This window comes from Blastomonas sp. 34TW (assembly GCF_059803595.1).
The window spans coordinates 115,094-126,467 of sequence record NZ_JAPFGW010000001.1 but is presented as its reverse complement, the minus strand read 5'-3'; the positions used below and the strand labels follow the sequence as shown (position 1 = coordinate 126,467).

The following is an 11,374-nucleotide window of genomic DNA, read 5'->3' as shown; positions in this document are numbered from 1 at the left end:
GAAATTACGGGTGAAGAGCGCATGGATATGGTGCAGACATTGCTGTTGGCGGCGGGCCTTGCGAGCGTCTTCGGTCTGCTCGTCTTGGCGTTTTCCGGCCCGTCCGAACGCAAGGAACTGCAGCGCCGCATCCTGACGGTGCGCGAGCGCTATAGCGAGAATGCCAGCGCCAAGGTCGAGGCGCAGATGCGCAAGGCCATCGCCAATCGCAAGCCGCGCTTCAACCAGACCGGTGAAGAGCTCACCAAGGTGCAGATGCTCGCGCGTCGCCTGGCGATGACCGGCAAGCACTGGACCGTGGTCCAGTTCGGGCAGGTCGTGGTCGGCCTGGGCCTGCTCGTGGCAATGGCGGTCTATTTCCGCACGGGTCAGCTGATGATGAGCCTGTTCGTCGGATCGGCGCTGGGCTTCGGATTGCCACACATGGTGGTCGGCCATTTCATCAAGCGGCGGCTCAACCAGTTTACCGCACGCTTTCCCGACGCGATCGACCTGCTGGTGCGCGGCCTGCGTTCGGGCCTGCCGGTGACCGAGACGCTCACCGTGGTGGCCAAGGAAATTCCCGGCCCGGTGGGCGAGGAATTCAAGCTGGTGACCGAGCGGATCAAGATTGGCCGCTCGATGGAAGACGCGCTGCAGGAAAGCGCCAACCGGCTGCAGACCCCGGAGTTCAACTTCTTCTGCATCACCCTGGCGATCCAGCGCGAGACCGGCGGCAACCTCGCCGAAACGCTCTCGAACCTTGGCGCCGTGCTGCGCTCGCGCGCGCAGATGAAGCTCAAGATCCGGGCGCTGTCCTCCGAATCCAAAGCCTCGGCCTATATCGTCGGATCGCTGCCCTTTCTGGTGTTCATGATGATCTGGTGGGTGAACCCCGAATATCTGGCCGGCTTCTTTGTCGAGGAACGCCTGATGATCGCCGGTATCGGCGGTCTGGTGTGGATGGGCATCGGCGTGTTCATCATGGCCAAGATGGTCAGCTTCGAAATCTGATCGGGGACTAGGGACGATGCAGGAAGCAGCCAATCCTACCCTGATGGGAATTGACGTGATCTTCGTGGCGACGATGCTCGCTGCGGTGGCGACGCTCGCGGTGCTGATCGCGATCTATGCCGCGACCACGGTGCGCGATCCGATGGCCAAGCGGGTCAAGGCGCTGAACGAGCGACGCGAGCAGCTCAAGGCCGGGATCACCGCCTCCACCGCCAAGAAGCGCGCCAAGATCGTTCACAAGAACGACACCACCGACAAGATGCGCAGCACGCTGCAATCCTTGCGCGTGCTGCAGGACGAACAGCTCAAGGCCGCGCAGCAGAAGCTGGCCCAGGCCGGCATCCGCTCCAAGGACGTGGCGGTGTCGATCATCTTCGGCCGCATGGTGCTGCCGATCGCGCTGGGCGGCCTCGCCGCGCTGCTGATCTATGGCCTCGACGTGCTGGTGCCCGACTGGTCGCCTATCAAGAAATTCGGCCTGTTTGCTGCCATCCTGATCGGCAGCTACAAGGCGCCGGACCTGTTCGTGCAGAACATGATCACCAAGCGCACCGATGCCATCCGCAAGGGCCTGCCCGATGCGCTCGACCTGCTGGTGATCTGCGCAGAGGCGGGCCTCACGGTCGATGCGGCCTTCAACCGCGTCGCCAAGGAACTCGGCCGCGCCTATCCTGAACTGGGCGACGAATTCGCGCTGACCGCGATCGAACTCGCGTTCCTGACCGAGCGCCGCCAGGCCTTTGAGAACCTGGCCTATCGCGTGGCGCTGGAATCGGTGCGCGGGGTGGTGACGACGATGATCCAGACCGAGAAATACGGCACGCCGCTCGCCTCCGCGCTGCGCGTTCTCTCGGCCGAATTCCGCAACGAGCGCATGATGCGCGCCGAGGAAAAGGCCGCGCGCCTGCCCGCGATCATGACCGTGCCGCTGATCCTTTTCATTCTGCCGACGCTGTTCGTCGTGATTCTCGGCCCGGCGGCATGCTCGATCGCCGATGCCTTTGCCAAGCAGTGACCGGTCGGGCCACCGACACGCGGACGGAATCAAAAAAGGGGCGGTAACCGTTGCCGGCACCGCCCCAGGTCACTGATGTTCACTGCCCGATGGTGTCCTATCGGGCAGTGTCCCCCATCAATTCACGATCTCAATATTTCGCGCGCAGCGTGATGCCGTACATCCGCGGCTCTTCGACAAAGGCGATCCGCGAACGGGTGCCGGCACCGCCGCGCAGCGGGGTGTTGGCGGTGATGCCGCGCGTGATCTCGTTGTTGAGGTTGGTGCCCCAGAATTCGAACGAGAAGCGGTCATCCGGCGTGGTGAAGCCGAGGCGCGCATTCATCTTGAAGAAGGCGGGCTGGATGTCGAGCGGATTGGGCAGGCCATTGGTGTCGAGCGCCGAGGTGGCGGTACGACGGCTGCTCGAATAGTTGATGTTGAAATTGGCCAGCATCTTCCAGCCGGAATCGGTGATCTCGTTGTCATAGGTGATGCCCGCAACACCCGTGAACTTCGGCGCGTTGGTGAGATCCTGGCCGCACAGGGCACGGATCGTCACCAGGGTCGGCGCGGATGCGACGACACCATCGGCGCAATTGCCGGGATAACGCGCATCTGCATAGGTCATCGCCAGATTGACCGAGATTCCTGATTCAAACTGTCCGAACAGTTCGAGTTCGGCACCGGTCGATTTTGCCGCAGCGACGTTGAAGGTCTGGAACTGCACGCCGGTAAAGTCGAGCACCTGGAAGTCGCTCATGTCCATGTGGAACACGGCAAGGTTGGCGCGGATCCGGCCATTGGCGAACTCGGTCTTGATCCCCGCCTCATAGGCATCGACCTTTTCCGAATTGAAGCGCGGATCGGCACCCAGTGCGGCCGCTGCCGGGTCAAGGTTGAAACCGCCCGACTTGAAGCCCCGGCTGAAGCCGGCATAGGCGAGGAAGCCGTTGTTGCTGTTATAGGCCAGCTGCGCGGTATAGGTCAGCTCGTCATCCTTGAAGACGAGGTCATATTCGCGCGGCAGCGGCAGGCCGGGAATGGTGTTGGCCAGAACCGTGCCACCCGTGCCCGGCACCGTGATGCGCGCCGAGGTTGCGAACGGGAAGCAGGTCAGGCCCAGCGCGCCAGCGCGCAATGCGGCCGGGATGGCACCGGTGATCACGCCATTGACGATCGCCTGACAGGCCGGGGAATTGGCAGCCAGCTGATTGAAGCTGCCATCCTTGGTCTCCTCGACATAGCGAGCACCCAGAGTGAGGCTGATATTGTCGGTGAAGTTGATGACATTGTGGGTGAAGATCGAGAAGCTTTCGGCATCCTGCCGGAAACGATTGACGGCAAAATTGCCTGCAGCATTGACCGGCACGCCGCCATTGCCCAGCGCGGTCAGCGCGAACAGCGGATTGACGCCTGCGACATTGCCGAAGTTTCCGGCGCTGACGGCGCGCTGGAAGTCGGTTCCCAGCGTCAGCGACTGGATCTCATCGATCTTTTCGTCCGAATAATAGGCGCCGACCAGGAAATCGAGCGCATCATTGAAGGCGCTGCCCTGGAAGCGCAGTTCGTGCGTCATCGTCTTGATCGGGCCGCCATTGCTGGGCGTGGTCGGCGCTGCCGTCGATCCCGCACCCGAGCTGAAGATGTTCAGGCCGACAAAATCCGATTCCTGGTCCGACGAAGCCTCGAAGTGGCGATAGGAACCGATATAGGTCATCTGCACCGGGCCGATGTCCCACTTCAATTCGCCCGAGAAGCCATATTGCTCGGTATCGTTGTTGAAGAGCTGGCTGTTGGTCTGCAGCCGCCTCAGCGCCTGCGGACCGGAAGCAGCGACCCCGCCATTGGCCGGCAGGCCCTGGAAGGCGAAGAACGGCAGCAGCTCGGTTTCGCGCACGATCACCGCGTCGCAGCAATTCTCATCGGCCTTGGCGTAATCGCCGATCAGCCGAATGCTGACATCGGGCGACGGCTCCCAAAGCAGCTGCGCGCGCAGGATGTAGCGATCGCGATTGCCGCTGCGGGCACCGGGGACGGTCACGCTGCGCAGATAGCCGTCGCGCTTGCGATAGGCTCCCGAGATACGCAGACCGAGCTGATCGGTGACCAGTGGCACGCTGACACCGGCCTGGACGTTGAAGAAATCGTAATTGCCGTAGGTCACGTTGCCGAAGGCCTTGACCTCGGTCAGGTCGGGGCGCTGGGTCGTGATATTGAGCGCGCCAGCCGAAGTGTTGCGCCCAAACAGCGTGCCCTGCGGGCCGCGCAGGATTTCGAGCCGTTCCAGATCGAGCAAATCGCCCAGCGCGATCCCCGGACGCGACTGGTAGACGCCATCGATGAACACGCCGACCGAGCTTTCAAGGCCCGTATTGTTGCCGGTGGTTCCGACGCCGCGAATTCGGATCGAGGTGCCCTGGCTTTCGGTCTGCGAGGACTGGATGCTGAAGCTGGGCGAGATCGAGGTCAGCGCCTTGATGTCCTGCACATTCTGGCGGTCGAGCTCGGCCGGGCTGACCGCGGTGACCGCCAGCGGAATATCCTGCACATCGGCCGCGCGCAGCGTCGCGGTGACGATGATGACATCGCGCTCGGGCGCCTGATCATCGGCTTGCGCATCCTGCGCCTGAGCCATCGATGTCATTGAGACAGTGCAAAGCAAGCCCAGAACGGGCTTCCACAAAGTGCGCATCCTCTTCTCCCACAAGCAACCTGTTGGTTGTGCTTTTGCCCCCCTCACTCTGCAGGTGATGTTGGGTGCGAAGTGAAAGCTGTCACAATGGCTGCCGGAATGCAATTCGTTTTAATTCCCTGATTAAACTTTTGCAGTGCGGCAAGAATGGCGGAAATCCTGACCTTTTTATTTGTTGCAATGCAACATCAAGCTTCCGTTACGGGAAGGTCACTGTTCCGCAACACCCGCACCCTGCATTTTGCATCGCGGCGATCAACCCACTTGCCAGCCCGCGCCCTGACCTCGAAATCTGGCTTGCATTGGACGCCGTCGACGCTAGCGTGCGCCCCTTAATCGATCAGTTAAACAAGGTGGAGAGATATGGCGGGTGCACTGGCAGGCGTGACGATCATCGAACTGGCGGGAATCGGTCCCGGCCCGTTTGCCGCGATGATGCTGGCCGATCATGGCGCGCGCGTCATCCGCGTCGAGCGCGCCACCGGCCGTGCGACCATGGGTGATTCCGGCAATCGCGATATCCTCAACCGCAACCGCGAGGTGATTGCGGTCGATCTCAAGTCACCCGATGGCATTGCCCATGTCCGTGAACTGGTCCGCGCCGCCGACGGGTTGATCGAAGGCTTCCGTCCTGGCGTGATGGAGCGGCTGGGTCTGGGTCCCGACGTGCTGCTCGCCGACAATCCCCGCCTCGTCTATGGCCGCATGACCGGATGGGGGCAGACCGGTCCCTATGCCCCGCTCGCCGGGCACGACATCAACTATATCGCGCTGTCGGGCGCGCTGCACAGCTATGGCCGCGCAGGCGAGAAGCCGACCCCACCGGTCAACGCCGTGGGCGATTTCGGCGGTGGCGGCATGTTCATGGCCTTCGGCATGGTCGCCGGCATCCTGTCCGCGCGCAGCACCGGAAAGGGCCAGGTGATCGACTGTGCAATGACCGATGGCGCGGCGGTGCTTTCCGCCATGACCTATACCTTCCTCGCCAATGGCCAGTGGCGTGACGAGCGCGGCGTCAACCTGCTCGATACCGGTGCGCACTTCTATGACACCTATGAATGCGCCGACGGCAAGTACATCTCGATCGGCTCGATCGAACCGCAATTCTACGCGCTGCTGCGCGAGAAGGCGGGACTTGCCGATCCCGCGTTCGACCTGCAGATGGACCCGCGCCAATGGGGTCCGCTCAAGGAGAAGCTCACCGCGCTTTTTCTGTCGAAGACGCGCGACGAATGGTGCGCGATCATGGAACATACCGACATCTGCTTCGCCCCGGTGCTGAGCCTGACAGAAGCGCCCGAACACCCGCACAACAAGGAGCGCGGCACGTTCATCGAAGTCGACGGCATCCTGCAGCCCGCCCCCGCGCCAAGGTTCAGCGAGACGCCTGCGCCGCCGGTGCGGATGGGGTAAGGTTACCTAATCAGCCTGGCCGACCTCAAGGAGCCAGTTAACGACCAGTCGTTCATAATCCACATATGGAAGGTCATTGAAATCAAAATGCAGGGCGGCCAGCAGATCGGGCAGATCCCGTACAAATCTGGTGTAGCTTTGCGACAGCAGCACTGCACTTGGTAGTGCTCGTCGTGAAACATTTGCCAGCCAGTTGCGCGCTTCCCGGATAGCGACACCCGGGTCGTTCGCGTGAGCGTGAATGTCCATTCCGGCCAAATCCGAAATGAATTTCTGGTAGCGAAACTGCTCGACGTCAAAGATCAGCAGCCGCTTTTCCTTCTGTGGTTTCCCGCCGAATCGTTTTGCACCGAGGAACAGGCCCAACTCCAAGGGCATATTGAAGCGCGGAAGGTGGTTTACCGGATCAAGTTCGGTCCGCGACAAATCATGGATACCATAGCGACATTGCTGGATGATAGCGTAGAGCTTTTCTATCCGCACTTGCCCGCCATCATCCAGCTCACGTGCGGACCTTGGCCGGAAACCGCAAAAATAGATGCAGAAAATCAGGGCGTTGAAAATGGCTGCGAACTGAGGGTCGAACGGGCAATTGATGAACACATCATCAATTGACGTCCGATCTTTCGCCATTTGAGCTATGCGCTCTTGCTCGCCAATACCGTTCTGACAGCCTGCTTGACCTGTCGATCGGAAACCGATTTTGGCTTGGAAACCGGCGTCAGGACAAATTGGCCGGTCAATGCGCTCCGACCCATGCGCGCCGCATCGGGGCTTTTCGCTTGAGTGTCTGACCTTGAGAGCTGTTCACGCGCCATCGGTAGAATATCACCGCGTCTAGCCTAAAAATCAAGCCCCAGCCCAAGATTGACCAACAGCGTGACCCATCAAACAAACACGCTCCACCCCGTCGCCTCGACCAGTTCCTCGAGCGCGATCGCGCCGACCATCGAGGTGCCCGAGGCGTTGAGCCCGGGCGACCAGACCGCGATCGCGCCATGGCCGGGCGCGATGCACAGGATGCCGCCGCCGACGCCGCTCTTGCCGGGCAGGCCGATGCGATAGGCAAAGTCGCCGCTATTGTCGTAATGGCCGCAACTCATCATCACCGCGTTGATGCGGCGGCAATTCTCGCGCGTCACCAGCTGCTCGCGGTTGATCGGATCGCAGCCATCGAACGCCAGAAACAGGGCGGCGCGCGCCAGCTGGCGGCAGCTCATGCGCACAGCGCACTGGCGGAAATAGGCGCCGAGGCTCTCTTCGACCGGATTGGCCATATTGCCGAACGCGGCCATGAAATGCGCGAGCGCGCGGTTGCGCGATCCGGTAGCGGACTCCGATTCCGCTACCTCCTCGTCCACCGCAATGCTGTCATCGCCCGACAGCCGGTGGAAGCGCCCGAGCAGTTCCGCCTCAAACGCTTGCGCACCGCTGCGCGCCACCAGCATGTCGGTGACGACAATCGCGCCGGCATTGATCAGCGGATTGCGCGGGATGCCCTTTTCGTTTTCCAGCTGCACGATCGAATTGAACGCGCTGCCCGAAGGCTCGCGCCCCACCCGGTGCCAGACATGTTCGCCATAATGCTTGAGCGCCAGCGAGAGGGTGAACACCTTGGAGATCGACTGGATCGAGAACGGTTCGTGGCTGTCGCCCAACGTCACCATCGTGCCATCGCCCAGCACGATCGCCATGCCGAACTTGGTCGGATCGATCCGCGCGAGCGCGGGGATATAGTCGGCAACCTTGCCGGTGCCTATATGCGGGGTGACCGCAGCCTCTATGCGCGCGGTGATCACCGGCCAGTCCATGCCCCCTCCCCCAGAATTCGGCGCTGGATCGTTCCGATCGTTGCGCAACCGAACAAAACATAGCAGGGGGAAGCGGCATGTCGATTCTTACGCGCTTCATTCCCGACCGGTTCGTGCTGATGCTGCTGCTGACCGTCGCGGTCGCCGCCGTGCTGCCCGTGACCGGCCAGGCGGCGGTCTATGCAGGATACGGCGTCTCGGTCGCGATCTTCCTGCTGTTCTTCCTCCACGGCCTGCGCCTGCCGCGCGCCGAGGTGATCGTCGCGATGAAGAACTGGCGGCTGCAGGGCCTGATCTTCGCGTTCACCTTTGCGTTCATGCCGCTGCTGGGTCTGGCGGCGTCGCAGGCACCGGCCGGACTGCTGCCGCACGGGCTGGTGATCGGGCTGCTGTTCCTCGGCATCCTGCCCTCGACCGTGCAATCGGCGATCAGCTATTCCTCGCTCGCCGGGGGCAATATCGCGGCCTCGGTCATGGCATCGGCACTGCTCAACCTTGCCGGCATCATCATGACCCCGCTGCTCGTCGCGCTGCTCATCGGCGCGGATGGCGGCGCTGCGATCAGCAGCGATACCGTGATCAAGATCCTCTCGATCCTGCTGCTGCCCTTTGCGCTGGGTCAGATCGTTCAAGCCTGGCTTGGCGCCTGGGCGCTGCGCAACAAGCCCCTGCTAACGCTGCTCGACCGCAGTTCGATCGCGATTGCGGTCTATGTCGCCTTCAGCTCGGCGGTCGCGGGCGGCAAGATGCAGACGCTCGGCTGGAGCGTCCTTGCTATGCTGTGCGCGATCATCCTGCTGATGCTGGTGCTCTCGATGCTAGCCGCCTGGGGGCTGGGCGGGCTGCTCGGCCTGCCGCGCGCCGACCGCATCAGCCTGCTCTTCGCCGGATCGCACAAGAGCATCGCGACCGGCGCGCCGCTTGCCGCGATCCTTTTTGCTGGGCCGCAGGCGGGGATCGTGATCCTGCCCGCGCTGATCTATCACCAGCTGCAGCTCGTCCTTTCGGCACCACTGGCCTTCAGACTGGCGAAACACGCCGAAGCCTGACGCTTTTTCGCTTGGCGGCGATCGGCGACGCAGCGATATAGTCGGCAGCATGAGCACCGCCGCCAGCCCCTTCGCGATCGACAATGCCCCGCCGCTCAACCCGGCCAAGTTCCGCAACCCGCTGGTCACCGCCAAGGGCGAAGCGCGCGCGAGCGTCCGCATGACCGGGCTCGAGACGCTGTGGTTCAACACCGGAACCCTGTGCAACCTCGCGTGCCTGAGCTGCTATATCGAAAGCTCTCCGCGCAACGATGCGCTGGTCTATCTCTCGCTCGCCGAGGTCACTGAATATCTCGACGAGATTGCTGCCAGCGGCCTCCCCACGCGCGAGATCGGGCTGACCGGGGGCGAGCCGTTCATGAACCCGGACATCATCGCGATCCTGGAACTTTGCCTGGCGCGCGGCTTCGAGACGCTGGTCCTGTCGAACGCGATGCGCCCGATGCGGCGGCACGAGGCGGCGCTGCTCGAGCTCAAGGCGCGGCATGGCGACCGGCTCACCATCCGCGTCAGCCTGGACCATTACACCCAGTCCGTCCACGAGGCCGAACGCGGTGCGAACAGCTGGGACAAGGCCTTGTCCGGCCTGCAATGGCTGGCGCAGCACGGCTTCAGGATCGCGATCGCCGGACGGCATCTGGCGCACGAAAGCGATGCCGAAGCGCGCGCCGGTTTTGCGGCGCTGTTCGAACGCCTCGGCCTTGCCATCGACACCGGCAATTCGCAGCAGTTCGTGATGTTTCCGGAAATGGACGCGGCGGCCGACATCGCCGAGATCAGCACGGGCTGCTGGGACATATTGGGCAAGAGCCCCGATGCGATGATGTGCGCGACCAGCCGCATGGTGGTGAAGCACAAGGGCGCACATGCGCCGACCGTCGCGGCCTGCACGCTGCTGCCCTATGATCCCGGCTTCGACATGGGCTCAACGCTGGCCGAGGCATCGCGCGCGGTATCGCTCAACCATCCGCATTGCGCGCGCTTCTGCGTGCTGGGCGGGGCGAGTTGCAGCTAGGGGACCGCGCACCTACATAGCGGGCGAGGCGCGTGCCTATCCCGGTCGCGCCAAGCTGACAGGCCGACACACCCCGATGCTCCCTCCCAGAACGCGATCTTCCGGCCAGGCCGTCCCCAGCGGCCGCCTCTCCCGCTTTGCCAGCTTCGGAACCATGGTCGGCGGCGTCGCCGGATCGATGCTCGTCGATGGCACCAAGCAGCTCGCGCAGGGCCGCCGTCCCTCGATCGGCGACCTGCTGCTCACCCCCGCCAACGCGCGCAAGATCGCTGACCGGCTGGCGACGATGCGCGGCGCGGCGATGAAGCTGGGCCAGCTGATGTCGATGGACACCGGCGATTTCCTGCCCCCCGAGCTGACCGATATATTGAGCCGGTTGCGCGCCGACGCACAGCACATGCCGCAGGGACAGTTGCGCAATGTGCTCAACCAGAACTGGGGGCGCGGCTGGGAAAAGCGCTTTGCCAGCTTCGATTTCAGACCCGTCGCCGCCGCCTCGATCGGCCAGGTGCACCGCGCGAAGACGCTCGACGGGCGCGACCTTGCGATCAAGGTGCAATATCCCGGCGTGCGCCAGAGCATCGACAGCGATGTCGACAATGTCGCCGCGCTGATCAAGCTCACCGGGCTGCTGCCGCCCGAGCTCGACATCGACCCGATGCTGGCCGACGCCAAGGCGCAGCTGCACGAAGAGGCCGACTATGCGCACGAGGCGGCGCACCTGGCGCGCTTCGGCGAGCTGCTCGCAGGAAATGCGGACTTCCGCGTCCCCGCATTGCATGCCGACCTCACCACCACCGACATCCTCGCGATGGATTATGTCGAGAGCATCGCGATCGAGGACACGATCGCCATGGACCAGGCGACGCGCGACGGCATCGTGCTGCGGCTTGTCGGATTGCTGCTGCGCGAGCTGTTCGAGTTCAAGCTGATGCAGACCGACCCCAATTTCGCCAATTACCGCTTCGATCCGGCCAGCGGCAAGCTGGTGCTGCTCGATTTCGGCGCAACGCGCATCGTCAAGGATCGGGTGTCGAACGCCTATCGCACGCTGCTGCGCGGAGGGCTGGAGCGCGATATCGCCCTGATGCGCGAGGGAGGCCTGACCCTGGGCATGCTTCATCCCGATGCGCCCGAGAGCCACAAGGTGGCGGTGTTGGGGATGTTCGACACGGCGTTCGAGCCGCTGCGCATCGACGGGCCGTTCGACTTCTCTTCCAACGAGATGACGAGCGAACTGCGCGACGAGGGCATGGCCTTTGCCAAGGAACGCACCTTCTGGCAGGTCCCCCCGGTCGATACGCTGTTCATCCAGCGCAAGATCGGCGGCGTGTTCCTGCTCGGCAGCCGGCTAAAAGCCAATACCAATGTGCACCGGCTGATCCGCGACGCGGTGATGTAATC

The 11,374-nt window shown here is 63.1% G+C and carries 9 protein-coding genes; 6 read left to right on the top strand and 3 right to left on the bottom strand.

Features of this window, described 5'->3' with window-relative positions:
• Nucleotides 1-21: 21 nt before the first annotated feature.
• Together OPU69_RS00600 and OPU69_RS00595 are read left to right on the top strand one after the other, a co-directional pair.
• The gene (locus tag OPU69_RS00600) at nucleotides 22-993 is read left to right on the top strand and encodes a type II secretion system F family protein (RefSeq protein ID WP_060978578.1); all 972 of its coding nucleotides are present in this window, start codon (nucleotides 22-24) and stop codon (nucleotides 991-993) included.
• 16 nt (nucleotides 994-1,009) lie between these two features.
• Nucleotides 1,010-2,008: a type II secretion system F family protein gene (locus OPU69_RS00595; protein WP_167348211.1), complete on the top strand. Its 999-nt coding sequence runs from the start codon at nucleotides 1,010-1,012 to the stop codon at nucleotides 2,006-2,008.
• Between the two features lie 130 nt (nucleotides 2,009-2,138).
• On the opposite strand, the gene OPU69_RS00590 is transcribed toward OPU69_RS00595, so the two are convergent.
• Nucleotides 2,139-4,634, bottom strand: coding sequence for a TonB-dependent receptor (locus OPU69_RS00590; protein WP_202187992.1), 2,496 nt, complete (start codon nucleotides 4,632-4,634; stop codon nucleotides 2,139-2,141).
• A 411-nt stretch (nucleotides 4,635-5,045) separates the two neighbouring features.
• Between OPU69_RS00590 and OPU69_RS00585 the strand changes: the two genes are divergently transcribed.
• Nucleotides 5,046-6,095 carry a CaiB/BaiF CoA transferase family protein gene (locus tag OPU69_RS00585; protein WP_498508898.1) on the top strand — a complete coding sequence of 350 codons (1,050 nt, stop codon included), beginning with the start codon at nucleotides 5,046-5,048 and terminating at the stop codon, nucleotides 6,093-6,095.
• A 6-nt stretch (nucleotides 6,096-6,101) separates the two neighbouring features.
• On the opposite strand, the gene OPU69_RS00580 is transcribed toward OPU69_RS00585, so the two are convergent.
• Both OPU69_RS00580 and OPU69_RS00575 read right to left on the bottom strand, forming a co-directional pair.
• Nucleotides 6,102-6,728, bottom strand: coding sequence for a hypothetical protein (locus OPU69_RS00580; protein ID WP_498508897.1), 627 nt, complete (start codon nucleotides 6,726-6,728; stop codon nucleotides 6,102-6,104).
• Nucleotides 6,729-6,982: 254 nt separating this feature from the next.
• Complete coding sequence (locus tag OPU69_RS00575) at nucleotides 6,983-7,906, bottom strand: glutaminase (RefSeq protein ID WP_498508896.1); 924 nt, start codon at nucleotides 7,904-7,906, stop codon at nucleotides 6,983-6,985.
• A gap of 77 nt (nucleotides 7,907-7,983) precedes the next feature.
• Here OPU69_RS00575 and OPU69_RS00570 point away from each other — a divergent pair, with 77 nt between their 5' ends.
• From OPU69_RS00570 to OPU69_RS00560, 3 genes are all read left to right on the top strand, one after another.
• Complete coding sequence (locus tag OPU69_RS00570; RefSeq protein ID WP_498508895.1) at nucleotides 7,984-8,955, top strand: bile acid:sodium symporter family protein; 972 nt, start codon at nucleotides 7,984-7,986, stop codon at nucleotides 8,953-8,955.
• A gap of 49 nt (nucleotides 8,956-9,004) precedes the next feature.
• Nucleotides 9,005-9,970: a radical SAM protein gene (locus tag OPU69_RS00565; RefSeq protein ID WP_498508894.1), complete on the top strand. Its 966-nt coding sequence runs from the start codon at nucleotides 9,005-9,007 to the stop codon at nucleotides 9,968-9,970.
• Nucleotides 9,971-10,124: 154 nt separating this feature from the next.
• Entirely contained in the window at nucleotides 10,125-11,372 is a 1,248-nt protein-coding gene (locus tag OPU69_RS00560; RefSeq protein WP_081097048.1) for an ABC1 kinase family protein, read from the top strand.
• Nucleotides 11,373-11,374 lie beyond the last annotated feature (2 nt).